The organism is Streptomyces sp. NPDC037273 (assembly GCF_055603625.1).
Genome location: NZ_JBVJVO010000001.1, coordinates 1110340 through 1136393 on the forward strand (window position 1 = coordinate 1110340; position 26054 = coordinate 1136393).

A 26054-nucleotide genomic window follows, 5' to 3' on the forward strand; every position below is an offset into this window, starting at 1 on the left:
CCGAACCCCCAGGAGCCTCCACTCATCCCCGCTGCCACCCCGCGTAAGTCAGATGACAGTACGGGGTGGCGGGAGTGGGATCACTCAGTTATGCCATCCGTAACCGGACGCGAGGTCCGACCCTCGCCCGGAGTCGGTCTGAATGCGCGTCTGCCCCATGGCGTGGAGCCACATACCCGTTGCCTTGTTCTGATAGGCCCAACCCGGAAGATTCAGGTACGCCGACCACTGCTGGTAGGCGCCACCATTGCAGGGCAGGGTGTAGACGTCACCATTGGCGTTGCTGTCCAGGCATCGGCCAGTCGCCGAGTTGATCAGGTGCCCGGTGCTGCCCGCCGTGCTGCCGGCGTCCCAGTACCACCTCTGATAGGCCCCGCCGTTACAGGTGATGACGTAGACGTCACCGTTGGCATTGCTGTCGAGGCATGCCCCAGTTCCCTCGTTGACGAGGTTGTAGACACCACTGGCTGACGCTTCGCCAACCATTCCGAAGGCGAGGCCCACAGCTGCGGCAATCGCGCCAATCGCCAGTCGAAGATTCTTCATTGAAATCCCTCCGTGTAGGGCTTCGCCTGCCAATGGCAGGCGAGCGGTGCAACAGAGACCGCCCTGCTTGGCTGTTCTGCTCGATGTGCAGCCCTCCCGGTCCATGTGGCCCATGGGGAAATCCAGGTGTCCATGCGGTCGATCTCTTGGTAGGTAGAGAGTGAGCGAGGGCGATCCAGGTGGCGTAAACGATCGATATACGTGCCATCGGCCGCGGCAACTCACCGGTCTGCAGCGTGGTGTACATGGCGTCGTTCGGGCGGTGTTCGGGCGGTGTTTGGGCGAGTCCCCTGTGGGGGTGGTGAGCTGAGGGTTGCTGAACTTGATTGGGTCACGTCGGTGTCGTTCGTCTGAAGGCGCAGCAGGCCGGACCGAAGGTCATCAGTGGCTGTCGCGCCAGCGCTGACCTGTCCCGCGACCCGTGGGCATCGGGTCGTCGGACCCGAAATTGATCGAAGCTCAAAGCCGCTGGTCAGCTACGGTGCCGGCATGACTGACAGGCTGCCCGCGGACGCAACCCCCGTGCTTGAGCTTGTGCTGAACCCGGACGACCCAGCGCACCTCGCGCTCCGACGGCAGGTGCCCCAACTCAGGGTTGAATCCCGTTGTGGGTGCGGATGCGGAACTGCCCACTTCGAACTCGACAGCGACGCGGTTGAGCCCGCGGCAACGGGGCTCGGGTGTCTGACCAGCCAGGTACGGAGCGTCTGAGCCGCAAGGTACGCAGCATCTGACCAGCAGGGTACGAAGCGGCAGAGTGCTGTCCCAGCGGCTGCGTCCACCGGCTGCAGCTAGGTGGTGCGGCAGGCTTCCGTGCTCGTTGGCCGCCCTTCGATTGCGGCGAAACCGAGAGGTCATCAGGGCCCCTGCCAGCGCGCCGCCAAGCGACCCCGTCGACCAGCGTGTCCGGTGTGATGAACGAGGTCAGAAGCCGGGGCAGCCGGCGGTGGCGGCGCGAACTAGTGCTGTAGGCGCGAAGGTTGGCCGGGTTGCCAACTTCCATACCCCCGTAGTCGCAGGTAGTGGCGCGATTCCGGGGAGATCCCGCCGCCAGACGCGTTCGGGGAGCAGTCACAGTGACCGGTCCCCGCACGGAGGCTCTGGTGTCGATGAGCCTGACGCATGGTTGTGGCCATTGCCGAGGTGTGGGGCAGGCCTTGAGACTGCACCCTCATGGACCTCATGAACCTGACACCCGTCCAGGCGACCCTGATTGCCACGGTGGTGACGACAGTGGTTACGACGTCGACCGTTGCCGGTACTCATCTGCTCACCCGCGCCCGCGAGCGCCGCCACCTGATCTGGAACCGTCGCATGGACGCCTACGGGGCGGCGGTCCAGTCCTGTGTCGCCCTCGGGCGGATGCGCCAGGAGATAGTCGCGCATGTGAACCGTGGGTCAGACGACCACACCGTTCCTGACATGACGGCTTTGGGGCTGATCGGGGCGCAAGTGGAGATGTTCGGATCGCGGCAGATCGCGGATATTTGGGACGAGTTCTTCGCAGCTGCCCGCGAATGGATATCTGCTCTGGACTATGTCGAAGGGCGGATACGGGTGATCAGGGGAGGCGCTACTCAATTCCTCGGGGGGCCGCTCTCAGAGGAGGAGCAGGAGGCCAATCTGCGACGGTTCGACGCGGCCGAAGCGCGCGCGACCGCCGCCGATGCACGGCTCCTTCAGGCGATCAAGCGCGAGGCCAGGTTCCAGCGGGCCAGATAGCAGAGGGAGGTTGAGGAGCTCGCCGCCTCTGAACTGAAGTGCAAGGCGGCTGCTGGCGGAGTACGGCAACTCTGCCTGCTCGCCGGAGGCCTGCTGGGCGCCTGGGCCGGGGCGTCACGGGCAGTGCGGATGCGCAGCGCCACCCTGTGGAACGGCTTTGACCGGTAGGCGGCATCCGCCCAGCCGTACAGTGCTACCCCACGGCAAGATCGAATGAGAAGGGGCAGCGGTCACCACCGCGACCGCGTCCTGGACCCCACGTTGACGGGGGCGTACCCGGCCCGAGGGGCTCTACTGCGAGGGCCGTAGCGGTCCGAAGTGCGCCTCGATGGGGTCGGCCCAGGACGCGTAGGTCGGGGTGAAGCACAGCTCGACCTTGTTCCGGGCCGCCCACCTGCGGATTCTCCAGTCGAGGTGGGAGGAGAGGTTATCCAGGACCACGTAGATCGGGGCGCCGTCCGGGCGGGCCGCCCGGATCGTTCTCAGGGCGGCCCAGGTGTGGTCGACGCCCTTGCGGGGCCGGTTGGTCCCCCACATCTGGTCGTCGCCGACGGAGTAGCAGCCGTGGAAGTAGGTGATGCCGTGGGTGCGCCGGTATGTGGCCGACAGGCGGTCGGGCCGGGTCTGCTCGGCCCAGCAGGAGCCGGCGGTGGGGCGGATTCCCAAGGGTCCGAACTCGTCGAACGCGAAGGTGCGGTCCGGCCGCTCGTTGATCGCGTACTCGATCCGGGCCAGCTTGACGTCGAAGTCCGGGTCCGGGGAACTCCTTCCAGGTCTTCGTGCGCTGGAAGGAGATCCCGCGGCGGGCGAGGAAGCACGGCAGTGCCTCCCGGCCGATGAGGACGGCGAGGGCACGGTTGCGCCGGCAGATGATCGGCAAGCTGGCGGATCGACCAGCGGGTGAAGGGCTTGCCCAGCGCGGCCGGGCTGGTGGTGGCCGACATCGCCCTCCGAAACCGCACCGAACTCGTGCTGCCCCGCCGGACGGTGTGCTGGAGCTACTGGTCCTCTTGCTCCGTCAGCCCAGCGAACCCGGGCCCTGCGGCTATGCCAGGCACTTGGTGGGCCCTGTACGCGGAGGCAAGGACTTTTCCGTACCTCGTCGTCTCATCACCTCGTTCAGGCAGCCAAAGGCGTGCTGTCGGAACCTGGGCCTAACCGCCCGACACTGGTTGGCGGTTAGGCGCTGCACGGTCCTGGCTGCTTCGCGTGTGTGAAAGGCGGGGTCAGGGCCGGAGGAGGCCGGCGGCCTCGCGGGCGGCGTCGATGGCTCCGGCGCGGGCTGCCTGCCGGTTGTCGTCGCTGCGGGCGTAGCTGAGGGAGATCAGCATGTTGCTGCGGCGGAAGACGACCTGTGCGGTGATGTTCTTGCCGGGGGTGGGAGGTCGGAAGCGGAGGAAGGCCTCATCGCCGAGGCCGATCAGGTTTTCCTGGGTGTCCTTCTCCCATCCCAGTTCGTCGCCGCGCTGCTCGCGGAGGTCCTCCCGGGCCAGTTCGACGTTGAGGCGGCTGGCGAAGAGATGGACGTTGGCCCGGTACTTTCCCTTCTCGCGCGGGGCGGACCAGGTGCAGGACGCTCTGTCCTCTCGCCCGCCGTACGCCTCCGGCACGAGCCTGTGGATCGTCTCGGGGGTGACCAGCTGGCAGAAGCTCGGATCGGCGCTGAACTCGCCGTCCTGGGCGTGGTCCCACCACCGCCAGGCCCCGAAGGCGGTGAAGGATACGACGGTCACCGCGATGAGTGCGATGAAGGCCCGACGCGAGGGTATGGTTGCAGTGGTCACCGCCGCAGCATAGGCGTCCCGGCCCTGGAGGGTCCCCGGGATCTCCCGGCATCGGATTCCCGGCTGTTCTCGGTCCACTCCTGTTTCCCGCAGAGCGTCCGCCGCCGCGCCGCCGCCGCAGGCGGGCGAGTTCGAGGGGACGCGAGGCGGTGCAGGCCGAACGCGAACTCCCACACGGGGAAGGGCGGACGCGATCCGGGTCCGGGCAAGACCCACCCGCTCCGCCCCGTGAAATGTATGCGGATCAATGGATTCCTCTGTCGCGTGTGCCGCAGTACTGACAAGCTGCGTGCGGCCCCGGTGAGGGGCGCTCTGACCAGCCGTATTCGGGCTGACCTGTATGTCGTGTCGTCTTGGGCTCACCTATGTGATTGCCACGTCGGGAACCGCCATCGCAAAGGAGATCAGAGTGATCAGAAACGTACGATCCAAGCTCGCCATGACCGGCGCCGCGGCCCTGGTGATGGCAGGCACCTTCGCCACACCGGCGGCTCAGGCGGATTCCGACGCTGCAGAAATCGCCGCCATCGTGTCGGGCACGAACGACTGCCCGAGGGGGTACGCCTGTCTGTGGGTGGACTCGAACTGGGAGGGGTCCCGGTGGCAGGGCCAGAACAACAACCCGACCCTTCCTTCGTTCATCGACGACAAGGCCTCGTCCACGTTCAACAACGGCAATAGCTGCCCTGTTCATTTCGCCACCGCTCAGTGGTACGGCGGTCACGTCATGACCGAGGGCCTGGGCAGCATCCGGCAGAACCTGGCGCTCAACCCGATTCCGAGCGGGAACGGGTCCTGGGACAACTTCAATGACCGGTTCTCGTCGATGTACTGGTGCAGCTACTGACATGCGTCGCGCCACCGTCAAAGCCACCCTGTTGGTGTTGATGGCCGCTGTGCTCTCCGGCTGCGGAAGCTCGCAGCCGGAGGGCGCACGGGTTCCTGAGCACCTCGACCGGCGCACCGTGGACATGGTCACCAACACCGGCAGCTACCCGGCTCGGATGTACCAGGTGGCGCTGGTCGACCTCGCGCTGACCGAGAAGTGCATGAGGGACGCCGGGATCCCGTGGAAGGGCAGCGTCGACCGGCCCAACCCTGACGGCGACGACGGCGGCGGCGGCGTCAGCGCCGACTGGGTGCGCCGGCACGGCTACGCCCTCTCCGAGGCCAAACCGTCCGACGGACAGAATCGCCAAGCCGGCGACAGCGACCATCCCCAGCTGCGCGAAACCCTGCTCGGGCCGCGCACCGCACTCGCCAAACTGATCGCCCCAGGCTCGATCGTCTACTGGTACCCGAAGCAAGGGTGCGCGGCGCGAGCCCATACCGCCGTGTACGGAGACCTCGACACCTGGGCACGGATCACGTACATCCCTCAGGAGATCAGCCTCGGTCTGTTCAAGAGAGCGACCTCCGACCAGCGTTACCAAGCCGCGCTCGGGCGCTGGCGGACGTGCATGCGCCAGTACGGGTACGGCTACGACTCGCCGGCCGATATCCCGCCGGCCCTGAGGAAGGCGTACGCGAGCTCAACCGAGCCCCTGGACCAGCGCCGGAAGAAGGAAATCACCATCGCGGTACGGGACATGGGCTGCGACCAGCAGGTCGCACTCTCCAAGACCGGGCTGGAACTGCGGCGGGAGTTCGCGCGCACCATCGAACCCCAGCAACGTGCGGAGATGACCCGGCTGTCCGGCCTGTTCACCAAAGCTGAGGAACGCAGCAAGACCCTCTCCCGCTGACCGTCGACGAGCGCGCCCACGGCGAACCGCAGGCCGGCGAACAGAAGGCCGTTGAAGCGTAAGCCAGCGGTCAACAGGCCGCCCCACAGGGCTGCCATCAGACCCTCGGCACGGCCTGCGAGGACGGTCCGCCGGTGCGCCGGCCTTCGCGGAGTGAGAGGTCATGCGCAGGGGCGTGGGGATTGTGCGGTCGTGCGGGTGAGTACCAGTACTCATGTCCCAGCGCCCACCGTGGTCCACCGTGGAGATCAGCAACCGACCGCCCGATCGACCCAAGGAAACTCCGATGCCGACTGCGTCCCTCACCCGCTCCCGCCGCCTCCCGCGTCTGCGCCGAATGGCTGCGCTCGCTACGGGCAACTGGCTCGCCCGGGGCTACCTGGCAGTGTTCGCGGTCTGCTTCGCGGCCATGTTCCTCTTCCCGGAGAGCGTCGTCGGCGGGAGCGCGTTGATGCTGACAGCGCCCCTGTCCTTCCTGGGAGTGTTCTTCCCTCTCGACCCCGGCAGCGAGATCGAGGGGGCGGCCGAAGCGGCGGCGGTCGTGGCCTTCGCCGTATGGCTCGTACTGTGCGCCCTCGTGAACGCCGCCGTGCTCGGCGCTCTCGCCACGAGGGCCGCGGCCGCGACTTCGCCCGGCGCGCTTGAACCCCTCGCACACGTCGAGGACCCGGCCGAGCAGACGAGAACGGAGAGCACCGGCCCCACGAACACGCGCCCGCGTGGGCTTCGCGCCCTGCTGGCGCCCGCCCTGGACAACTGGCTCGCACGGGGCTACCTCGCCGTGGTCGCGGTGGCACTGGGGATCTACTGGGGCGCCGCTCTCCTGCTGCCGGATCCCGGCCTCACCGGCATCTGGCCGCTCATGGCCACGGCACCCTTCAGCCTGCTCGCGATGGCCGTGACGGCGCCCGTTGAGTACTACGCCTCGAGCACCTGGCCGAGCCTGCTGATCTTCTCCACCGGCGTGGTCCTGTCCGGGCTCTTCAACGCCGTGCTGCTCGGCCGCCTCGCACACAAGCTGAGGGCGACGCCGCAGCCCCGCCCGGCCGCCTGAGGCAAGCACCGGTCCGGAGCTGGCTCAACTTCCGCGTATACGTAGACCAGTTCCGACCGCTCCGACTGTGCAGCGGATCCGAAAGAGAGGTCTCACTCCTCGCCGGAAAACCGCTCCCACGCCGACTGGCGAGTGATACCGAAGGTCTCTCCGATCCGAGTCCAAGTCACCCCGCGCCGCCGTAGTTCCTGAACCCACAGCCTCAAGTCGGCCTCGGCTCGGTCGATGTCCGCGGCCACTTGGGGGAGATGCTTCAGAATCTCCTCGTCCGACATGGCGGCCCACACCTCGGCGCGCTGCGGGGAGGGCTCCCCGAGCGCCTCGGCGACAATCCGTTCAGCCAGGGCCACGCACTCGTCGCAGATGTAGACCCCCGGTCCCGACACCAACTTGCCGACCTCGTAGCTCGGTTTCCCGCAGAACGAGCAATGCGTGGGCTCGGTGGCGTGGGTAGCGGCTGTCATGACTTCCTCCAGCGTGTCAGGATTCTCCTGACACGCTAGGCAGTCAGGGAGACCCTGACAAGGTTCGCGGTGTCGTCAGGCTGTTGGGTACGCCTCCGGCCAAGCGCGACGTTCCTGAAGCCGGCTGCGTGTGGCGACGTACCCGCCGCAGAACAGCAGTGGCAGTCCGCAGACAACGAGGAACGAGTCGGCGGCGATTGCCCCGAGTGCCAGGACCAGTCCGGCGAGCGTCGTGAAGACCGGGATGAGCGGGACGACCGGGAGTAGTGGGACGAGCAGTGGGGCGCGAAGGCTGGGCGCCTGGGTGACGGTGACTCTGAGAGCGACGCCAGGTACCGCTCCGACCCCATGGCCGATCGCGTCGTGGAGGGATCTCTGCTCGTGCTCGGAGACGTCGAAGGTGGGGTGCCGGCCGTCCTGGTCCGCGTACCGCAGCCGCTGCCAGGCACTCGCGGGCAACGCGGTCGGGCGTTCCACGGGGTTCGTGGAGACGATCGTGAGGCCGTGCGGCAGGAGGCCGGTACGGCCCCACCGCGACCGGAAGGCAAGCGAGCCTAGGCTCCCGGCCCCGTTCGAGCCGCCGAGATGCAGTCGACCTGCGACCGGCTGGCGCGGTACGGCTCTGGCCCGTCCTCCGCCATGTACCGGCACGGCACCGCGACGGCGTCCCCCTTACGGAGCGAGCCGATCCGCAGTCGTCCGCGGACGTCCGCGCCCAGGCGGAGCGCGATCGGCCACACGACGAGCCCGACGGGCACGATCAGAAACCCCCACCAGGCCATGCCGTCCCCGTCCCCCCCGGCCGTTTGTGGCGCGACGCCGTGACTATTCAGGGTCGGGCCGCGGGCAGTCGGTCGCAACGAGTCTCCATCGCTCCGGCGCTATCGTCATGGACTCGTCGCCGCACAGGGATCGGAGCGTCATCCTCCGGCGGCCTGCCCTTCGCCACAGGGACAGTCAGGCGGTGCTCGGCGCCGGAGCCTTCGAGGTCTCGTCTCTACGCATCAGGGTTCGAGATCGGTCACTCCGTTGCCGGTCAGGATGTCGAGGGGTACGGAGACCTGGTCGTGGGCGATCAGCCAGGTGCCCTCGATCTTCCGCAGGCCGTAGGTGACCCTGACCCACATGCCGCTCGTCGCCGTGCCGTTCTTCAGCGTGCCGCTGAGGCGAGCGAAGGCGTGCCCGAAGGCCACGTCCTCGCCGACGGCGAGGGTGAGGTCCCGGACCTCGTAGGTGACGGTCTCGAAGAACGTGAACACGTTCGCCCAGTTCCTGGCCTTCGCTGCGATCCCGACGTGCTGGAGCGGCGGCTCGACGTCGTACGAGACGACGTCTGTGGTGTAGAGCTGCTCCAAGCTCTTGAGGTCCTTGTCGCGCAGCCCTTCGGCAATCTTGTCAATCTGCTGGCGGATGAGGGCTTCGTCCGCCTCACGTGGCGTCGGCATCGTCTTCGCCTTCGGCGTAGGCACCGTCATCGGAGCTTCCCCTTCGTGGTGAGCCTCTCGGTTCTCGACCGCGGTTCTCGTACCAACGAAGCTATGCCACATCAGCTATCACGTCTAAGATCAATATTGCGATGCAGCTATACCTCCGGAGGCATGATGGAGCTGAACTCGCTTCGGCAGTTCCTGGTGGTCGCGAGGCTTGAGCACCTAAGCCGGGCCGCCGAGGAACTTCGCGTCGCCCAGCCGTCTCTGAGCCGTACCATCGCCAGGCTGGAGGGCGACCTAGGTACCCCGTTGTTCGACCGGAGCGGCCGGCTCAGGCTGAACGACGCGGGCAGACTCTTTCGTGACCACGTCGAACGCGCCCTCGGCGAGCTCGAGGCGGGACGGCGGGCCGTCGCCGACGCCGTAGGCCAGGGGCTGGGTACGGTGCGGCTGGCGTCGGAGACCTTCCTCACCCTCACCGGGCCGTTGGCGGCCTTCAAGCGGGCCCATCCCGACGTGGAGATCGGGCTCCATTGGTCGCCGCCCGAGGACATGGCCCGCTGGCTGCGCGCCCAGGAAGTCGACCTGTGCATCGCCTCCCAGCCGATCCATGCCGAAGGGCTGGAGTCGACGCGCCTGTTCGAGGAGCAGGTGGGAGTGGCCTTTCCCCTGGATCACCCGCTGGCAGGCCGCGCGTCCGTCTCCATCGACGACATCGCGGACCAGCCGTTCGTCACCGCCCGCCACGGGCACTGGCTACGGCGACTGCTCGATCGGCTCTTCGCGGGCCACGGCCTCACCCCGAAGATCGTGTGCGAGAGCGACGAACACAGCGCGATAGCGGATCTGATCAGCGCCGGCCTCGGTATCGGTCTCGTCCCTGCCCTCGCCCGCCGCAGCGCCACACGCGCCCCCCTCGCCTGGATCCCCCTCGACGACCCCGGCGCCCACCGCACAGTGACCCTCTACTGGGCCGCCGACAGCCGCCAGTCCACCGCGGCCCGCCTCATGCGCACCACGATCACCGGCTGGAGCTGGACCACCGGGAGTGGCGCCCACACTCGCGCATAGCGGTGGGACGGGCGTACGCGGGTGCGGGTCCGTCAGCGACCGGTGCTTCCCCCGGGCCCGACAGTCAGCGGTAGTAGGGCTCGACCGCGGCCCGTACCTCGTCGAGCAGTGCGGGGCCGTCCTGCGGCACGGGCGGGCGGCTCCTGGCCGGCCTGATGTCCAGTAGCTGTTCGTTGGACAGGGCGAACACCACCCGCCGCAGTCCCGCCCATTGAATGACGGCCTCGCACATCCCGCATGGTTGGCAGCTGGTGTACATCGTCGTGTCTGCCGCCGTCTGCGCGTCGAGCTCTCGCGCCGCCCACCTCGCCAGCTTGAGTTCCGGGTGGGCGGTGATGTCGTTGTCGGTGAGGGTGGTGTTGTGTTCCTCCGCCAGGATCGCCCCATCCGGTCCTGCCAGCAGAGACCCAAAGGGCGGGTTGCCGCTCGCGCGTGCCTTGGCGGCGAGTGAGATGGCCCGCCGGAGGAGGGTGTGGTCGTCGGGCGTGGTCATGACTGCTCCAGAGTGGTACGAGGTGCGGTGCCGGGCTTGTAGAAGTGAGCGGCGACGGTGGCGAGGGCCTGCCAGGCGGCTTGCGGGTGACACGTCGCGCGGGGGTCGCCCGCGTAAGTGTCGAGGACGACGGACTCGGCGCCCAGCAGCCGCAGTTGATCGAGGTCGGCCATCACCTGGTCGATGGTGCCCTCACCGGCGAGCCGTCCTCCTGCCTCGTCGACCGGTTGCTCGGTGAGTCGCAGGGCGATACGGGGTGCCAGCGCGGGCACGGGAGCGCGTTGCTCGTCCGCGTACGCCTCCAGCCTTCCTGCGGCCTCGCGCAGCCACGGCACGGTGGGGCGCAGCGGATGCCACGCGTCCCCAAGCCGTACGGCCCGGCGCAGCCCCGCGTCGCTGTTGCCACCGACCCACACCGGGATCCGCAGCTCTCCGTAAGAGGCGGTGTCCGTCCAGGCGGCCCGGATGTCCCGCAGATGGTCGTCGGTCAGCCGTCCGCGTCGCGAGAACGGAATCCCGAGCGCGGCGAACTCGTGCCGCGCCCACCCCACCCCCACACCGAGGACCAGCCGACCGCCGCTGAGCTCCTGGAGGTTGGCCGCCATCCGGGCGGTGACCAGCGGATGCCGGTACGGAGCGATGAGGACCGTCGTGCCGAGTCGGACACGGGTGGTGAGGCCGGCCAGCCAGGACAAGGTGGTGAACGGCTCGTAGAAAGGTGCCGGATAGCGCTCGGCGACATCCGGCGTGATCGCTACATGATCCGAGACCATCAACAGGTCGAAGCCCAGTCCTTCCACAGTCTGGGCCCAGCTTCGCAGCACTCCGGGATCAGTGCCCGGGCCGAAATTGGGGACGTTCACTCCGATCTTCATGCGGTCAACCCTAGGCAGGACGCACCTGACACCAGAAGGGATTCCCGCCTGTTCGACAGCCATTCAGCCGTTGATCCGCCGGTAAAATGGCCGAATGACCGAGAGTCTCGACATGACGGACTGGGCGATCCTGACGGAGCTTCAGCAGGACGGTCGCATCTCCTTCACCGAGCTGGCCCGCCGGGTCAACCTGAGCCCGTCGGCGACCAAGGAACGGGTACGCCGACTCGAGGAGGCCGAGGTGATCACGGGCTACCGCGCCGAGGTGAATCCGGAACGGACCGGTCACCCCGTGATGGCGGTGGTCCGCCTCAAGTACCCAGGCCCCGGAACCCGGCACGAACCCCTGCGCCGGCTGCTGGGACAGCGTCCGGAGATCCTCGAGTGCCTACGTACCACCGGTGACGACTGCTACGTCATGAAGGTGACCACCACCTCGATGGCCCACCTGGAGGAGATCGTCGACGAACTGGCCGAATTCGGCAGCACCACCACCAGCCTCGTCCTCAGCCGACCCCTCCCGCTGCGCGGCCTGGGCGTGCCCCGATCGAACCCGGCCGGCTAGGACCCGCCTCTGGCGTGGCGACACCCCAAGCGATCGCTCCGTGAACTTTGGTTTACATGAGCGCTTTTGGGAACTAGAGTTGCCGCATGGTCGCCTCTGAGATCACCCCAGAAGAGCAGGTAGAGCTCGACAAGGCCCTTTACGACGCCTTGAACCCCCTGGCCTCGGCCATCCGCTCCCGAGAAACCGGGTTGCCCGCCGACCGCATGTGGGACGCGAGTCCCGTCGAAGTGGCCCTGTCCGTCCTCGCCGCGTGGAAGGTGATGGACGGCGAGGTCAAACGGCTCACGGAGCAGGCTGCAGTGACCGCCGGCTCCTACGGCGCGAGTTACGAGCAGTTGGGAGCCGTCTGGGGCATCACCCGGCAGGGCGCCCGCAAGAAATGGCCCGAGGCCGTCAGCCGCCCAGCACCCGCAACAGTGGGCAAAAGCACGCTTGCCCTTTTCGGAGGCACCGCTGAGCTGGCGCAGTCGCCTTCCGGTGGTTGGGGCTGGACCGGTCGAGGCGCTGATGGAGCATCCGGCACTGCCGCCGATGAGGCGCCGTACGCGACCGCCGAAGAAGCGGCCGCACACGCGGGCGCATTCCTCAAAGAGCACGCCCTCGGCATCGGCGATCAGCCGTAGAGCGAACCGTGTAGGTCACCTGCGGGCCCAGATGAGAAGGGCGGCGAGGTGGAGTGCGGCCTGGTAGGCGGTGGCGAGTTTGTCCGTGCGTGCGCATGCCCCAGGCCGGAGGGCGCAGATGCCGCGTCGGCGGAGGTGACTCCGGATCGCGCGGGATGAGTAGGCGCGGTCCGCTGGGACGGCATCGTCGGGTCCGCTGTCCTTCCGGTCCGCTGTCCTCCGGGTTCGCTGTCCTCCGGGTCCGTTGTCCGGGTCCGCCTCGCAGGACACGGATGCCGGCCATCACGGTTTCGAAGGCCTGGGATCGACTGCCTGGCCCGCGGTGACGTGCAGGACCAACGGCCGCGCACGTCCGTCGCCGGCGAGGTGGACCTTCGTACTCAGGCCGCCTCGGGAACACCCGAGGCCATGGTCGCGCACGCGCAGCGGGGGAGGGGCTGGCAACCGCGGGTGTGTGGGGTGGGGGAGTGATGGTGGTGGTTCTCGGTGGACGTCCCCTCGTGGACGCGTCGCTGAGTGTGCGCGTAGACCTCCTGATCGGTGTCGGTGTATAGGTGAGTGGGCGTGCACGACCTCCTGCGGATGTGAACGCACGGCTGCTGATGGACGGGGAGAGGCCGGAGCCGGAAGTGCCCGGCCGTTGGTGCAGGTTCGGCGGAGGGCGGCTGGCTGTGGTGCTGGACCCCTCGTCGTTGGCAGGGGCAACACGGTGGGGATAGAGGGACCGCGATCAGCACGTGTCAGGACACCTGCTCTCGCCCGTCCCTCGGTTGCGGGACCTGCCCGCGATGCGGGCAGGTCCCCGCCGTTTGGCCGCTGCTGCTGGATCAGATCCCGCCGACCCGCTCCGACCAGCTCCCTGGGATACGCGGGCGACACGATGACGGCCTTCACCACCCCGGCAGCAGCTCATTCATGGCGGGCGAGCATGACCGCGGAGGCAAGCAGGACTACGGCCAGCGCGGGGATGAGCACCACGCCTGGGACGACGCCGAGGAGTAGCCCGCCAAGGGCGGCACCGATGACCGAGCCCATGGCCCTGGTGGCGGCAAGTCGATCGGCGGGGATCAGCCGCTCGCCTCCGGCCACGCCCATGAGAGCGGCGACGACGCCGATACCGAACCCGGCCGCGGCGCCGGCGGGAGTCTGGGCCGCTGGCGCGAGGTAGAGGATGTCCAGGGTGGTGGTGTGGGTGAGGACCAGGGCGGTCGCCAGGGAGACCATCCGCACTGGCAGCACCCTGTAGAGGGTGGAGCTGCGCATATGCCCAAGGCCCAGAATGCGCCCGCCCAGCCGCCCAGGAGGCTGCCGGCCAGCAAATTGACCGCGACGGGCAAGCCTGCGGCGACCTCGGTGGCAGAGACCACCGCGAGGCGGGTAGGCGGCGCGGCCAGAACCACGATCAGGCTCATCGCCTTGTTGTTCGTGGGGACCACCGACGGCCTCCGAGGCCGCCGGCTTCCCTCTGCTTCGACGGGCGGGCGCCGGTTCCGTGTATGGCGTTACGCGTACGAAGGTTCTCCTGCGGATGGCAGACGTACGCTCAACAGGTCCCGGGCCTGATCGCGGTGGCCACACTGCCAACGGACGGACCAGCAGGAACGTCCGCGTTGTGGCGACGGCGCGCGACGGCGGAGACCCTCCTTGCTGTGACGGGGGCCCGGGTTTCATCGTGAACGGGCTGTCGGCAATCCGTTCGCGGGGCGTGTCCCCGGCCTCGTACGGTTTGCGCATGACGAGGACAACGCCGGCGAGACCAGTGTCCGTGGAGGTCGTGCTCCCGGGGCTGGCTGCTCACCGTGGCCGGACGACCCGGCTGCATCCCAGACCGGGAAGGCCCGGGATGCGCGACAGCCACATCGGTGGCCCGATGCTGTGGCCGGACGGTGAGCCTTGGCCCGTTTGCCGCGAGCCGCACCAGCGCAAGACCGAGGGGTACGCGCCGGCCGAGATCCGCAGGGCGCGAGCCGCCGGCACGTGGCCATCGAGCACGCCGTGGCCGGGGGCCGGAATGCCGGGGGAGGACGGGCCGGCGCCGTTCATGGCTCTCGCCCAGTTCTTCCGCCGGGACGTCCCGGGCCTGGCTGCAGGCCCCGACGACGCGGATCTGGTGCAGCTGTTCCGTTGCCCCTTCACCCACGGCCCCTACCTGGAGCGCCGCTACCTCCTTGTGTGGCGACTGGCAGCCGAGACCGAACGCGCGGAACGCTTCCTCGCCGCCCCGCCTGAAGTACCCCTGCTGGCCTGGGAGCACGAACTCCCCGAACCTTGCATCCTGCACCCGGAAGAGGTCGACACCTATCCCTGGGCGGAGGACGACACGTTGCCCGCCCCTCTGATCGCCCTCATCGACGCCTGGGACGACGCCCAGGTGGCGGAGCACGGCCCTGACGCCCCCAGCTACCAGGCCGACTTGTCGGTACCACCCGGCTGGCGGGTCGGCGGCTTCCCTACTTGGGCGTCGACAGGCCCGATGGCGGTCGACTGCGCGGCCTGCGCGACGCCGATGCGGCTGCTGCTGACAGCCGACGGCTACGAGGCGGACGGTGGTTCGTACAGTTGGGTGCCGCTTGAGGACCGCGATCCGGCATTGAGAGGGATGGCCTCGATCCAGAGAGGCCGGTTCGATGGCCAACCCACGAGGCTCCGCTTCGGCCGAGACCGGGACCTGCACGTCTTCACCTGCCCGGCTGACCCCGGACACGCGCCCCGATGGATCCTCTCCTGAGACGTCGATTCCTATGGACCGTGCGGCCCTGCGCGGCGGTTGATGGCTTCCGTGGACAGGCGGACAGGCGGACAGGACAGATGGACATTGGGAAGAGCGTCGTGGTGAGTTGAGCCGTGCAGGGGGCCGGGCTGAAGGTTGCCTGGGACGGGAAGTGTGCGGTGTTCGACGAGCGTGGATGCTGTGGTCGTTCAGCGAGAGGCGAGGGAAGGGAGAGATACGGACGATGCTGTTTTCGGTTCCGGACCAGGCCTGGTGGTGGATCGCCGCTGCGGCGACCGTGGCGGCCGTGATCACGTTCATGGTGCTGCCGCCTGATCCCGACGAGGTGCCAGAAGCGGTCCGAGCCGCGGTTGAGCGGAACAGGAGGGTCGGCAAGTGGGGTGCCTGCCTGGGAGTCCCCGCCCTCTATGCCATGGCCGGTCTGACAGCGCTGCTCCGGCCGGAACCGGCGCCGGTCATCCTGTTCCTGTACAGCGTTGCGGTCGGATCCATGCCGGTTGCCCTGCTCCCGATCCGGCGTCGGATGTATCGGCACTACTTCGCCCAGCTGCAGACCCCCGGGAGCAGAATCACTTTGGACCGCCTTTCGGCCACCTGGCTCTACACCATCCTTGGCATTGTGGTCCTCGCATCGGCTGTGGCAGTGATGTCGGCGACGTATGAGCCCAGGGGTCTTTGAAGCAGCGCCGTATCTGGTGAGTCGTCGGTAGCTGATGAGACTGGCGGCTATCGCCGTGCAGGCGAGGAAGTGCTCGGGCTTGCGCTCGTAGCGTTGGTGGAGTCGGCGACGGCCGGCCAGCCAGGACGTGGTCCGTTCGACCCCATCGGTGGCGTCCGAGCCGCTCGGAGCTCTTGATGCCATGGTGGCCGATTCGTCGCGTGATGCTGCAGGAGCGGAGCCATTGCCGCAGGTGGGGGTGATCGTAGCTCTGGTCTCCGTGCGGATCGTCGGGTCGACGGCGACGGGGTCCACGGTGGCTGCGGAGGGGCGGTATTCACGCGACGAGCGGCGGCACGGTGAGGCCTCTTGGGATTGGCCGCGGAGACGGCGACCGCGACCGGCCGACCGGACCGGTCGGTGACGAGGTGGGTTGTCGATCCTTTCTTGCCGCGATCAGTCGGATTCGGTCCGATCATCAGCCTTCTTTGAGGATCTGGTTACTCACGGAGTCGATAGCGAAGCCCGACCAGTCCAGCTCTCCGCGCGCGCCAGATCGATGAAAGGCGACCCGGTGCAGACCGGCCCGGACTCGGTCCTCGCTCCAGCGGGCGAACCTTCGGCAGACCGCCGGCCACGCAGCCCCGAACAACAGCGGCACCTGCCGCCACGGGCACCCCGACGCCGCCATGAACACGGGCGCGACCAGGCAATCGCGATCCCCGGCCCGTCGACGGCTACCTCCTTGCGGGCGTATCGCCGCTGCCTCCGGCACCTTTGCTGGATGGAACCTAGGCCGTGGCGTTGCCGAGGATCTTGGTCGGGGTGACGCGGACGACCACTCGCACATCCTCCGGCGGGGCTTCCAAGTACTCCTTGCCGCCGCCCGGGCCGAGGTACTCCTCGGCGATGCGGACGGCCACCGCGCGGTCGGTGTCCTCGGTGACGGTGGCAGTGCCGCGGATCTCGACGTACAGCTGGGGGTTGGCGAGGTCGAAGACGGTCAGGCCTACGCGTGCGTCGCGGAGTATGTTCCGTTCCTTTCGTCGGCCTTGTTCGGTGGAGATCAGGAGTTCGCCGCCGTCACGGCTTACCCAGACCACTGAACTCTGCGGGCTGCCATCAGGGTTGAGGGTGGACAGGACGGCAGGGTGCGGTGCGTCAAGCAGGTTGCGCACGGCGTCGTTCATCTCAATGGGCATGCAGGGGAGGCTAGTCGGGCTGGCTGGTGTGACGCACCGCAATACATTCCCGTCGTGGGCCAAGCTCCACCCCACCGTGGCCACCGCCGCTGCCGCCCACCACCCTTGATCGTCACACCGGACTGCCAGCAGGCCGACCGCACGTACTCCAAGTCGTTCTGGTGAAGACCCGCGCCCCGAAGCTCGAGCCGCGCAGGCCCCTCATGCAGCCGGATCGAAGGGGCCAGCGATCGGTTGAAGCAGCACGGGGCGATGGTCACCCCCTACGACAAGCGCTGTTACGTGTACGTCGTCGGCACCGCCACTGCGGAAGCCCTCGTGATCTGGCTCCGACACGATCGACGGGCAAGCTAGTCGGCGACGACGCCCGTGTTCTGGCAGGCGGTGAGCAGCCAGCGGCCGTCGGATTGCTTCGAGATCACGTACAGCGGGGCGCCCTCGCTCTCGTCACCCGGGGCCAGGTAACGCTGACGGACCTTGACCGCCGCGACGTCGGGACGGATGAAGAGCACGTGAATCACCTCGTAGGTGACCTTGCCGTCCCAGCTCGCCGCGGGGAGGACCTTGCGGGTGAACTCCGAGATTGCGTCGAGGCCGATGAGGACCTTGCCGTGGGCCGTCGTCCAGATGGCGTCCGGGTGGAAGAGGCTGAGGAACTCTTCGGGGTCCTTGTTCTGCTGGGAGTGCTCGACGGTCGAGACGAGGTGGTTGATCGCTTCGATGTCTGCCGCGTGGGAAGTGGATTCCGTGGTCATGTGGATCACCATCACACCTCAAGTGTGCTTGAGGTCAAGCGTGTGATCGCGTGATGAGGTGAGGTGGCCGGACGCGCGGTGCGGTTCCGGCACAGGCTGTCTGGGTTATCTGCGCCCAGGGCCAGGAGTCGGGCGCGGGACACTTGCATGGTCAGCCGGACAAGTCCTAGCCGCTGCGGTGGGAGGCCGGGGTGACACCTCCGCTGGTTTTCGCCATGCGGTCGTGACCTGCAGCGACGCGGGTAGGACGGGCGCTGGTTTGCGGGGCCGGCCGGGCGCGCGTCACCCTGGAAGTCGAGGACAGGTACTGACGTGCACACCAGCGACGAGATCTATCACCGGGTGCTCTGGGACCCGCGCTTCGACCCCGAGCGGTTCGTGATGGGGATCGCCGAGCGCGGGGCGGCGCCGAAGTGGGTCCTGCTCGGCGACTTCGTGCCGGGCGGGGAGATTCCCTGGCACCGGGTGGTGTTCTTCGAGGCGGACGGCCAGGTCGTGTGGGAGCGGGCCTCCGGTGTCGACCGGCTCGGCGAGACCCTGGTCGGGCAGGTCGGTCCGCTGCCGTCCCTGGAACCCGGCGACGTCCTGGCCGTCCCGCCGACGAGCCGCACCGCCGTCGCCTGGTTGCCGCCGACGGAGTTGTGGCCGCCGATCCAGCACATCCGCCGCGAACACGACCGACAGATCCGTCGCTGGCCGCCGCACGTCAACGTCCTCTTCGGTTTCGTCCCCGAGGCCGAGTTCGACCGGGCCCTGCCGCTGGTCGCCGCGGCGCTCGCCGAGACGCCGCCGTTCACCGCCCGCCTGGCGGGCGTCCACTGGTTCGGCCACCGCGAGGACGCCACCGTCTGGCTCGACCCGGCCGCCGCCGGCCACGAGCCCTGGGCGCGACTGTGCGAGTCCCTGGAGCTCCGATTCCCGCTGTGCGGATCGCATTCCCACGGCTTCACCCCACATCTGTCCCTCGGCCGTACGCCGGACCCGCACTTCCTTGCCCGCAAAGCGGAATCCCTCCTCGGCCCCATGACGGCCCGCGTCGAGGAGCTGGTCCTGCTCTCTCGACAGGGTGACGAGCCGATGCGGGTCCGGGCCCGCGTCCTGCTCGGCAGCGGCGCCATTCGCTATGGGGAGAACCCGGCCCCTCCCGACCACCCTTCGCCGTCACCTCCCGCTTGCCATGCACGAGCTCGTAGGCCGTGTAGCGAAAGTGGATCTTGAGTTGTGAATGATCACGTTCATGGCGCGGGGAGATCTCACGGGCGAACAGTGGGCGGTGCTGGAACCGTTGTTGCAGAAGGGGAGGAAGCCGGGGCGGCCGCCCGTCTGGCCCCGGCGGCAGCTGATCGATGTCATACGGCTCCGGGTCCGGACCGGAGTCCCGTGGCGGGACGTGCCCGTCGAGTACGGGCCATGGGGCCGGGTCTACGACCTGTCCCGCCGGTGGCAGCGGAATGGCACCTGGCACCAGGTCCTCACTCGGCTTCAGGCCTTGGGCGACGCGGCGGGTGCCATCGTCTGGGAGTTGAGCGTCGACCCCACGGTGTGCCGCGCCCACCAGCACGCGGCCGGGGCCCGGAAACAGGTCGACCTGCAGAAGAAACCGCCGGGCGGCGTGTTCACCGAGCCGGTCGATCACGGGCTGGGACGCTCGCGTGGCGGGTTCACCACCAAGCTGCACCTGGCGGTCGAGCAGGGCCAGAAACCGATGTCGATCGTAGTGACGGCAGGACAGCGCGGGGACTCGCCACAGTTCGAGCCCGTGCTGGCAAAGGTGCGCGTGCCCCGCATAGGGCCGGGCCGGCCACGCGTCCGCCCCGATCACGTGCGGGCCGACAAGGCGTACGCCCCCGCAAGAACCGCACCTACCTGCGCCGCCGCCGCAGGATCCGCTGCACCATCCCCGACAAGGTCGACCAGGCACGCAACCGCCAAAAACTCGGCTCCCGCGGCGGCCGACCGCCGCACTTCGACCCGGTCGACTACCGCCAGCGCCACGCGGTCGAGTGCGGGATCAACCGCCTCAAACGCCACCGAGCTGTCTCCACGAGATACGACAAACTCGCCGTCCGCTACGAGGCCACCGTCACGGTCGCCCGTCACGATCGCCGTCATCAACGAGTGGCTCCGATCTTGCTCGAAACCCGGTCAGAGAAAAACCCGGCACCACTGCAGGCAGCAAGGCACTTAACCTGTGGTGCATGCATCAGCCTCGAAGGCGCGACCGGCGCCTGGCTCGCCGTGCGCCCGCGAAGCCGACCCAGCGTCGGGCGTTCCGACTCACGGCCGTGGGCGCTGATGTAGTCCTGGTTGGCTACTTCTCTGCGAAGCAGAAGGACTTCGAAACGCTCATGGCGTCGGCAACCAGAGAACTGGCAGCGCGCGGTGCTCGGGTCGTCGTGCAGATTGTGCAACGGCGAGGCGTCTCGGCCGGCGGGGTCCAGAAGATGAGTCTGCCCTACTCCTCGCGGACTCTGCTGAGCTACGGGAAAGTCCGTGAAGTAGCTCAGGCCTGTGACCAGGCCAACGCTGACGCAGCGATCTTTGTTGCCTCCTTGACCGAGCGCCAGCAGCGCACGCTGACAAACATGCTCGACCGCCCCGCTGTGAGTCTCTCCAGCATTCTTGCTGCAAACTGACAGTTCACTCGACCGGGCTTTTGATACGCCCTAGTGGCGATAGCACATGCGTAGCGCGCCGGAGGGAATGACCGGCGGCCATTCAGTCGTGAGCAGTGGGAGGCGCACATCGTGTTGACCGGTGAAGGCTTCAGCAGCAGTACCCTTGCCATCGAGCCGGGTAAGTTCCAGGTCGAGACAGTCCAGAGCGTCTCGGGACTCCAGCTGGAGCAGGACGTGGTGGAGGTCCGGTCAACGCCGACCTCGACGCTGCCCGCCAGAACATCACGATCGCGTTGAAGGACGCGAAGTAGCAGACCGTCCGGCGCATTCACCTCAGCAACGCCTGGGCGTCCCGTTGGGAGGGGCCGTCGCTGGGAGCCTCCGAGTCCGGGCTCGCGACGGAACAGGTGACGATCACCTACGAAGACATCACCGTCGAGTAGTAGTCAGTCGGGTTCTGTCCGGCGAATCATGTCCGCGGCCATAGCAGGATCGCGGCGACGGTGACGGTGCCGTGGAAGACGTAGGCCCGCTTCTCGTAGCGAGTCGCAACGGCTGCTCGGAAATTCTTGATCCGGTTGATGGCCCGCTCGACTTCGTTGCGACGCTTGTACTGCTCCTTGTCGAAGCCAGCGGGGCGGCCGCCCTTGTTGCCACGGCGCCACCAGAAGTGCGAGAGGGCGGCAGCCGCCTTCCCCCTCCGCAAGGTGGACCTTGCAGGTCTGGCCGCCCCGGGAACCGCCCGAGCCCCTCGTCGGTGCGGTGGTGTCGGGGCGTCGTCCTTTTCGGGATCCGAGGCGTGGCTTTCGGGGCGCCGGCTGCGTGCTGATGGGCCCGGCATGAGGTCGAGTCCACGCCGGCCGTGGTCCAGCCGATCCGTCCGCCTAGATCGGCGTCGGCGCCCGCTCGGCTAGCGCCGTACCGCTCCCATCGGGGCAATCTTCCGGCGAACCCCCAGCGCTCATTGCTGACCTCGACTCCTGCCGTGGTCCTCTTCTCCCCGCACGGCTGGAGGCGCACGGTGCCGGACCGCGGCGTCGGCAGTCCCCCGTCACGCCGATCCCACCGAGAACTTCGCCGGGTACACCGGGCGCACCGGGTGCACAGGGTTCTCCCGGGAGTCGGGCCCCTGGAGCCCCGCCACCACGCACACCCTGCTGCGAGATCTTGCGGGCCCGACGTCCTGCGGCTTGCGTCGGTCCGGCCCGGCCAGTTCGGTGAAGCATTGCCCGGACACGTCGACCCCCCTCCCGCCGAGCCCTCCCGCCGAGCCCTCCCGCCGAGCCCTCCCGCGATCCCCTATGGGACAACTGCGCGCGCCGGGGGATGACGCGCGCCCCAGCCAGTCCTATACTCGTCTACGAGTACTCGTACACGACTATGGAGCTTTGGTGAAGCGACGCAAGGTTTCCAATCTGCTCGGGCTGGCGGTACTGGCGTCATTGCTCGAGCGGCCGATGCACCCCTACGAAGTGGCGTCGGTGCTGCGGAGCCGGGAGAAGGAGGCCGATATGGACATCAAGATCGGCTCGCTCTACACGGTGGTGGGGAACCTGGCGCGGCATGGCTTCATCGAGGTCGCGGAGTCCGGCCGGGAGGGTGCTCTGCCCGAGCGGACGGTCTACCGGATCACCGGTGCGGGCCGTGTGGAGCTGGTGGACTGGGTGCGGGAGCTGATCTCCACGCCGCAGGTGGAGCCGCGCCGGTTCAAGGCGGGGCTGTCGGTTTTTGCGGTGGTGGGCCCGGACCAGGCCGCGGACCTGCTGCGGGAGCGTCTTGCGGCGCTGGAGCGGGGGATCGGGGTGCTGCGCGCGGCGATGGCCGAGCACGGCGCGTTCGTGCCGCGACTGTTCTTGGTCGAGGACGAGTACGAGATCGCCATGCGCGAGGCGGAGCGGGAATGGGTCCGCGCGCTGCTGGAGGAATTGACGTCCGGATCGTTCCCGGGCCTGGCCGAGTGGCGGGCGTGGGAGGCGACAGGTGAGGCTCCGCCCGCGACGACGGGGCCGGCGGACCGGGGGGTGCCCCCGGCGAGTTGATGAAGTGGGCCCGGCGTGATGTTCCCGCATCGACGCCGGGCCCGTCGTATCCCGAACCGGTCACCTGGACAGGAGAATCCGGCCACGAGATGGCAACGGCAACGATAGCCGGACTCTCCACCCGGGCGGTACATCGCGCCCCGGTGCGCACGTGCGTACCGGAGGCATCACCCGTTGGGAGAGATGACGGACATGAGCAAGACGATCAAGGTACGGACCGCGCTGGTCATCGGCGGCGGGATCGCCGGGCCGGTGACGGCGATGGCGCTGCGCAAGGCAGGCGTCGACGCGACCGTGTACGAGGCCTACCCGAGCCCCACCGAGGGCGTCGGCGGCACCCTGGCACTGGCCCCCAACGGCCAGGCGGCACTCGAACTCCTCGGCCTGGGCGAGGAGGTGGCGGCGATCGGACTGCCGATCGTGGGTACGGCACTGTCCTTCGGCAGTAGGAACATCACCATCCCGCAGCTCGACGGCGTCGCCCCGCCGCTCCAGGTCCACCGCAACGACCTGCACCGGGTGCTGCACGAGGCCGCCGCCGCACAGGGCATCCGCATCGAGCACCACAAGCGCCTGACCGGCGCCGAACAGGACGAGACCGGGGTCACCGCGCACTTCGAGGACGGCAGCACCGCCCGCGCGGACCTGCTCATCGGCGCCGACGGCGTCCACTCCACCGTGAGGACGCTGATCGACCCCGGCGCACCCGGCCCGCAGTACACCGGCGTCCTCGGCTTCGAGGTGGCCGTGGACCACCCCGTGCCCGGGCCGGCCGGCGTCACGCACTTCGCGTTCGGCCGGCGGGCCTACTACCTCTACTGGCGCGAGGCCGACGGCCGTACCCGCATCGGATTCAACCTCCCGCACGCCACCTCGATGCCCCTGAGTGAGGCCCGAACCGTCCCCACAGCTCAGTGGCTGCAGGTCTTGCGTGACACGTACGGCCAGGACACTCCTGGGGGCGCCATGGTCCGCGCGATCGACCCCGAGCAGCTCCAGGTCAACGGCTCCGTGTGGATCATGCCGAGCGTGCCGCACTGGTACAACGGCCGGATGGTGCTGGTCGGCGACGCCGTGCACGCCCCTTCCAACAGCTCCGGCCAGGGCGCCTCGCTTGCGGCCGAGAGCGCCGTCGAACTGGCCCGGGCGCTTCGCGACCTACCGGTCGAGCAGGCCTTGCACGCCTACGAGCGCTCCCGTCGCCCCCGAGTGGAACAGATCGCCGAACAGGCCAGGAAGGTCAACCGCGTCAAGGCGCCCGGTCCCGTCGCCACCGCGGTCATGCCCGTGCTGATGCGGGTGCTCGTGAAGGTCGCCATGAACCCCGAGCGCACCTTCGGCCCCACCTGGCGCCACCGCATCGACTGGGACCAGCCGCTCAGTCCGACCGCCGTCCGCTGACGGCTTCCGACGTCCGCGTACCCCGGCCGCCGACGACTCGACGTCCCACCCCGCCTTCCGCGGGTCGGAGTGGCTCTGTACCGGTAGCGCCGTGCCTTGGTGGTAAGGCCCTGTCTCCTGGGACTCGTCCAGACGATCACGCTGCGCCCCGCCAAGGCGATCGAATCTGATCAAAAGAGATCAACAAGTGAGCTGATCTGGCAGGTACGGAGCATGTGAGGCTTCATCAAAAAGTCTGTGAATAGCATGAGTTGAAGGTCGAAGCAAAGGTATTCGGTCAGGTTTCTCCGAGAGGCGGAGCTCATGCCCTTCACGATCGACAGGCCCCACGTACGCGGCAGAGCGCCGCGCCGGTTACGGCGCGGCGCGGCCGCGTTGCTGACCGCCGTGCTGCTCGGCGCTGTCGGGACGGTGTCCACCGCCGTGCCGGCGTACGCGGCCGGGTCGGCGCAGCTGGTGTACGTCTCCAATGCCGGTGCGGGGACGGTGAGCGCCGTGGACCCGGCGACCGGGTCGACGGTGGCCACCATTACGGTCGGCAGCGCGCCGACGGGCATGGCGCTCACGCCGGACGGGTCCCAGGCGTGGGTGGCCAACGGTGCCAGTGACTCGGTCTCGGTGATCGACACCGCGACCAACTCCGTCGCCGCCACCGTCGGGGTGGGGCGCACGCCCCAGTCGGTGGTCATCTCTCCGGACGGGGGACGGGCGTACGTGGTCCGTACCGCCGACCCCGGCGGCGTCGACGTGATCGACACGTCCTCCTTGGTGGTCACCGCCACCATTGCGGCCGGCAGCTTCCCGGACATCGCAGGGCTGTCGCCGGACGGAAGCCGGCTGTACGTCGGGAACTTCTCCAGCAGTACGGTGTCGGTGATCGACACTGCCACCAACACCGTCACTGCCACCGTCCCCGTGGGGAACGCGGCTGGGCTGGCGGTCAGCCCCGACGGCGCGCACGTCTACGTCGCCGACTACAACGACAACCGCCTGTCGGTGATCGACACCGCCACCGCCACCGTCACGGCGACCGTTCCCGTCGGCAGCCTGCCGCAGAACGTGGCCGTCGCACCGGACGGACGGTTCGTGTACGTCGCCAACCGCGGGGGCAACTCCGTGTCCGTCGTGGACGCGGCGACCAACACCGTCGTCGCCACCGTTCCGACCGGTGCGGGGACGAGCGGCGTGCTGGCCGACCCCGACGGCACCCATGTGTACGCCACCAACACGTTCGTCAACACCATGTCGGTAATCGACACGGCTACGCTCACGGTCACCGCCACCGTCCCCACCGGTTCCCGTCCCTGGGGCCTGGCGATGGGCAAGGCCGCCCCACCCGCCGTCAACGCCATCGCACCGGACCACGGCCCGGCCGCGGGCGGCACCACCGTCACCCTGACCGGCAGCCACCTGACCGGCACCACCGCCGTCACCTTCGACGGCACACCCGCGAGCGGCGTCACCGTGGTCGACGACACCACCGTCACCGCGACCGCCCCCGCCCACGCGCCCGGCACCGTCGGCGTCGCGCTGACCGCAAAGGGCCGGACCATCGCCGCCGGGACCTACACCTACCAGCGGCCCGCACCCACGATCACGACCGTCACGCCCGCTAAGGGCCCGGCCTCCGGCGGCACCGCCGTCACCATCACCGGGACCGGCTTCACCGGCGCCACCGCCGTCGCCTTCGGCACCGCCCCGGCCGCCTCGTTCACCGTACGCAGCGACACCGAGATCACCGCGACCTCCCCGGCCGCCACCGCCGCCGGGCCGACCGACGTCACCGTCACCACCCCCGCCGGCACCAGCACCACCAGCCCGGCCGACCGCTACACCTACACCCGGGACACCACGAAGCTCACCGCCGAACCCCTGCTGCTCTCGTTGTCCCCCGGCCAGCTGAACATCAGCCTGAAGCCGTCGGCCACCCTCACCGACACCACCACCGGCAAGCCCATCAGCGGCGCCACCGTGAAGTTCACCGTCGGCACCAGCACCGTGTGCAGCGCCACCACCAACGCAGCAGGCGTCGCGACCTGCACCGGCGTCGTCCCCGTCCTCACCGCCCTCCTCCACCTCGGGTACACCGCCACCTACAACGGCACCCCCGCCCTGGAAGCGGCCACCGCCACCGCCGGGCTGATCCGCCTCGGCTGACCCGTCGCGGGGGGGGGGGGGGGGGGGGGGGGGGGGGGGGGCAGGGGGGGGGGGGGGGGGAGGAAGGGGGGGGGGGAAAAAGGGGAGAAAAACTGCGACAGCGAACGAACACCTCCCG

Annotated in this window: 27 protein-coding genes and 4 pseudogenes; 16 read left to right on the top strand and 15 right to left on the bottom strand. The window is 68.6% G+C overall.

Annotation, left to right across the window (positions count from 1 at the left end):
* Window positions 1-84 precede the first annotated feature (84 nt).
* Entirely contained in the window at window positions 85-546 is a 462-nt protein-coding gene (locus ACZ7G1_RS05025; RefSeq protein WP_470875152.1) for an RICIN domain-containing protein, read from the bottom strand.
* A 1173-nt stretch (window positions 547-1719) separates the two neighbouring features.
* On the opposite strand from ACZ7G1_RS05025, the gene ACZ7G1_RS05030 reads away from it, so the two are divergent.
* Entirely contained in the window at window positions 1720-2268 is a 549-nt protein-coding gene (locus tag ACZ7G1_RS05030; protein WP_470875150.1) for a hypothetical protein, read from the top strand.
* 303 nt (window positions 2269-2571) lie between these two features.
* On the opposite strand, the pseudogene ACZ7G1_RS05035 reads toward ACZ7G1_RS05030, so the two are convergent.
* Window positions 2572-3317: pseudogene (locus tag ACZ7G1_RS05035) on the bottom strand (IS630 family transposase); the annotation flags it as partial.
* A gap of 177 nt (window positions 3318-3494) precedes the next feature.
* Window positions 3495-4052, bottom strand: coding sequence for a hypothetical protein (locus ACZ7G1_RS05040; protein ID WP_470875149.1), 558 nt, complete (start codon window positions 4050-4052; stop codon window positions 3495-3497).
* Window positions 4053-4461: 409 nt separating this feature from the next.
* On the opposite strand from ACZ7G1_RS05040, the gene ACZ7G1_RS05045 reads away from it, so the two are divergent.
* From ACZ7G1_RS05045 to ACZ7G1_RS05055, 3 genes are all read left to right on the top strand, one after another.
* Window positions 4462-4899, top strand: a complete 438-nt coding sequence (locus ACZ7G1_RS05045) for a peptidase inhibitor family I36 protein (protein ID WP_470875148.1) — start codon at window positions 4462-4464, stop codon at window positions 4897-4899.
* A 1-nt stretch (window position 4900) separates the two neighbouring features.
* Window positions 4901-5797 (top strand): hypothetical protein, encoded by an 897-nt coding sequence (locus tag ACZ7G1_RS05050; protein ID WP_470875146.1) that lies wholly within the window; start codon window positions 4901-4903, stop codon window positions 5795-5797.
* A 286-nt stretch (window positions 5798-6083) separates the two neighbouring features.
* Window positions 6084-6851, top strand: a complete 768-nt coding sequence (locus ACZ7G1_RS05055; RefSeq protein WP_470875145.1) for an SCO4225 family membrane protein — start codon at window positions 6084-6086, stop codon at window positions 6849-6851.
* Between the two features lie 92 nt (window positions 6852-6943).
* Here the strand turns inward: ACZ7G1_RS05055 and ACZ7G1_RS05060 are convergent, their stop codons facing one another.
* From ACZ7G1_RS05060 to ACZ7G1_RS05075, 4 genes are all read right to left on the bottom strand, one after another.
* Entirely contained in the window at window positions 6944-7315 is a 372-nt protein-coding gene (locus ACZ7G1_RS05060) for a ClpX C4-type zinc finger protein (RefSeq protein WP_470875144.1), read from the bottom strand.
* 75 nt (window positions 7316-7390) lie between these two features.
* Window positions 7391-7792 carry a hypothetical protein gene (locus tag ACZ7G1_RS05065; protein WP_470875142.1) on the bottom strand — a complete coding sequence of 134 codons (402 nt, stop codon included), beginning with the start codon at window positions 7790-7792 and terminating at the stop codon, window positions 7391-7393.
* 77 nt (window positions 7793-7869) lie between these two features.
* The gene (locus ACZ7G1_RS05070; protein ID WP_470875140.1) at window positions 7870-8097 is read right to left on the bottom strand and encodes a hypothetical protein; all 228 of its coding nucleotides are present in this window, start codon (window positions 8095-8097) and stop codon (window positions 7870-7872) included.
* 222 nt (window positions 8098-8319) lie between these two features.
* Window positions 8320-8760 (bottom strand): YybH family protein, encoded by a 441-nt coding sequence (locus ACZ7G1_RS05075; RefSeq protein ID WP_470875139.1) that lies wholly within the window; start codon window positions 8758-8760, stop codon window positions 8320-8322.
* A 153-nt stretch (window positions 8761-8913) separates the two neighbouring features.
* On the opposite strand from ACZ7G1_RS05075, the gene ACZ7G1_RS05080 reads away from it, so the two are divergent.
* Window positions 8914-9816, top strand: coding sequence for a LysR family transcriptional regulator (locus ACZ7G1_RS05080; protein WP_470875137.1), 903 nt, complete (start codon window positions 8914-8916; stop codon window positions 9814-9816).
* Between the two features lie 64 nt (window positions 9817-9880).
* Here the strand turns inward: ACZ7G1_RS05080 and ACZ7G1_RS05085 are convergent, their stop codons facing one another.
* Complete coding sequence (locus tag ACZ7G1_RS05085; protein WP_470875135.1) at window positions 9881-10309, bottom strand: nucleoside deaminase; 429 nt, start codon at window positions 10307-10309, stop codon at window positions 9881-9883.
* Window positions 10306-11184, bottom strand: coding sequence for an LLM class flavin-dependent oxidoreductase (locus tag ACZ7G1_RS05090; protein ID WP_470875133.1), 879 nt, complete (start codon window positions 11182-11184; stop codon window positions 10306-10308). Before ACZ7G1_RS05090 ends, ACZ7G1_RS05085 begins: the two co-directional genes overlap by 4 nt.
* A gap of 94 nt (window positions 11185-11278) precedes the next feature.
* On the opposite strand from ACZ7G1_RS05090, the gene ACZ7G1_RS05095 reads away from it, so the two are divergent.
* Both ACZ7G1_RS05095 and ACZ7G1_RS05100 read left to right on the top strand, forming a co-directional pair.
* On the top strand, window positions 11279-11749 hold the full coding sequence (locus tag ACZ7G1_RS05095) for an Lrp/AsnC family transcriptional regulator (protein ID WP_470875131.1): 471 nt from the start codon (window positions 11279-11281) through the stop codon (window positions 11747-11749).
* Between the two features lie 86 nt (window positions 11750-11835).
* Window positions 11836-12375 (top strand): hypothetical protein, encoded by a 540-nt coding sequence (locus ACZ7G1_RS05100; RefSeq protein WP_470875130.1) that lies wholly within the window; start codon window positions 11836-11838, stop codon window positions 12373-12375.
* Between the two features lie 15 nt (window positions 12376-12390).
* Here ACZ7G1_RS05100 and ACZ7G1_RS05105 read toward each other — a convergent pair.
* Window positions 12391-12783: pseudogene (locus ACZ7G1_RS05105) on the bottom strand (transposase family protein); the annotation flags it as partial.
* Window positions 12784-13284: 501 nt separating this feature from the next.
* Entirely contained in the window at window positions 13285-13614 is a 330-nt protein-coding gene (locus ACZ7G1_RS05110) for a hypothetical protein (RefSeq protein ID WP_470875129.1), read from the bottom strand.
* A gap of 520 nt (window positions 13615-14134) precedes the next feature.
* On the opposite strand from ACZ7G1_RS05110, the gene ACZ7G1_RS05115 reads away from it, so the two are divergent.
* Both ACZ7G1_RS05115 and ACZ7G1_RS05120 read left to right on the top strand, forming a co-directional pair.
* Window positions 14135-15103 (top strand): hypothetical protein, encoded by a 969-nt coding sequence (locus tag ACZ7G1_RS05115; RefSeq protein WP_470875411.1) that lies wholly within the window; start codon window positions 14135-14137, stop codon window positions 15101-15103.
* Between the two features lie 178 nt (window positions 15104-15281).
* Window positions 15282-15785 (top strand): hypothetical protein, encoded by a 504-nt coding sequence (locus ACZ7G1_RS05120; RefSeq protein ID WP_470875426.1) that lies wholly within the window; start codon window positions 15282-15284, stop codon window positions 15783-15785.
* A gap of 15 nt (window positions 15786-15800) precedes the next feature.
* On the opposite strand, the pseudogene ACZ7G1_RS05125 reads toward ACZ7G1_RS05120, so the two are convergent.
* The 3 genes and pseudogenes from ACZ7G1_RS05125 to ACZ7G1_RS05135 form a co-directional block, all read right to left on the bottom strand.
* Window positions 15801-16539 (bottom strand): annotated as a pseudogene (locus ACZ7G1_RS05125) (IS5 family transposase); the annotation flags it as partial.
* A 16-nt stretch (window positions 16540-16555) separates the two neighbouring features.
* The gene (locus tag ACZ7G1_RS05130; protein WP_470875128.1) at window positions 16556-16966 is read right to left on the bottom strand and encodes a PPOX class F420-dependent oxidoreductase; all 411 of its coding nucleotides are present in this window, start codon (window positions 16964-16966) and stop codon (window positions 16556-16558) included.
* Between the two features lie 350 nt (window positions 16967-17316).
* Entirely contained in the window at window positions 17317-17721 is a 405-nt protein-coding gene (locus tag ACZ7G1_RS05135) for an SgcJ/EcaC family oxidoreductase (RefSeq protein ID WP_470875127.1), read from the bottom strand.
* A 312-nt stretch (window positions 17722-18033) separates the two neighbouring features.
* On the opposite strand from ACZ7G1_RS05135, the gene ACZ7G1_RS05140 reads away from it, so the two are divergent.
* The 4 genes from ACZ7G1_RS05140 (at window position 18034) to ACZ7G1_RS05155 (ending at window position 20782) form a co-directional block, all read left to right on the top strand.
* Window positions 18034-18939, top strand: coding sequence for an RNA repair domain-containing protein (locus ACZ7G1_RS05140; protein WP_470875125.1), 906 nt, complete (start codon window positions 18034-18036; stop codon window positions 18937-18939).
* A gap of 19 nt (window positions 18940-18958) precedes the next feature.
* Window positions 18959-19909: an IS5 family transposase gene (locus ACZ7G1_RS05145; protein ID WP_471203972.1), complete on the top strand. Its 951-nt coding sequence runs from the start codon at window positions 18959-18961 to the stop codon at window positions 19907-19909.
* 10 nt (window positions 19910-19919) lie between these two features.
* Window positions 19920-20357 carry an HflX-like GTP-binding protein gene (locus ACZ7G1_RS05150; RefSeq protein ID WP_470875123.1) on the top strand — a complete coding sequence of 146 codons (438 nt, stop codon included), beginning with the start codon at window positions 19920-19922 and terminating at the stop codon, window positions 20355-20357.
* A gap of 353 nt (window positions 20358-20710) precedes the next feature.
* Entirely contained in the window at window positions 20711-20782 is a 72-nt protein-coding gene (locus ACZ7G1_RS05155) for a hypothetical protein (protein WP_471203975.1), read from the top strand.
* Between the two features lie 26 nt (window positions 20783-20808).
* Here the strand turns inward: ACZ7G1_RS05155 and ACZ7G1_RS05160 are convergent.
* Window positions 20809-21305: pseudogene (locus tag ACZ7G1_RS05160) on the bottom strand (transposase family protein); the annotation flags it as partial.
* A 425-nt stretch (window positions 21306-21730) separates the two neighbouring features.
* On the opposite strand from ACZ7G1_RS05160, the gene ACZ7G1_RS05165 reads away from it, so the two are divergent.
* The 3 genes from ACZ7G1_RS05165 to ACZ7G1_RS05175 all read left to right on the top strand — a co-directional run bounded on the left by ACZ7G1_RS05165 (window position 21731) and on the right by ACZ7G1_RS05175 (window position 25936).
* Window positions 21731-22378: a PadR family transcriptional regulator gene (locus ACZ7G1_RS05165; RefSeq protein ID WP_470875122.1), complete on the top strand. Its 648-nt coding sequence runs from the start codon at window positions 21731-21733 to the stop codon at window positions 22376-22378.
* A 192-nt stretch (window positions 22379-22570) separates the two neighbouring features.
* Window positions 22571-23779 (top strand): FAD-dependent oxidoreductase, encoded by a 1209-nt coding sequence (locus ACZ7G1_RS05170; RefSeq protein ID WP_470875120.1) that lies wholly within the window; start codon window positions 22571-22573, stop codon window positions 23777-23779.
* A gap of 303 nt (window positions 23780-24082) precedes the next feature.
* Window positions 24083-25936 carry an IPT/TIG domain-containing protein gene (locus ACZ7G1_RS05175; protein WP_470875118.1) on the top strand — a complete coding sequence of 618 codons (1854 nt, stop codon included), beginning with the start codon at window positions 24083-24085 and terminating at the stop codon, window positions 25934-25936.
* Window positions 25937-26054: the final 118 nt, after the last annotated feature.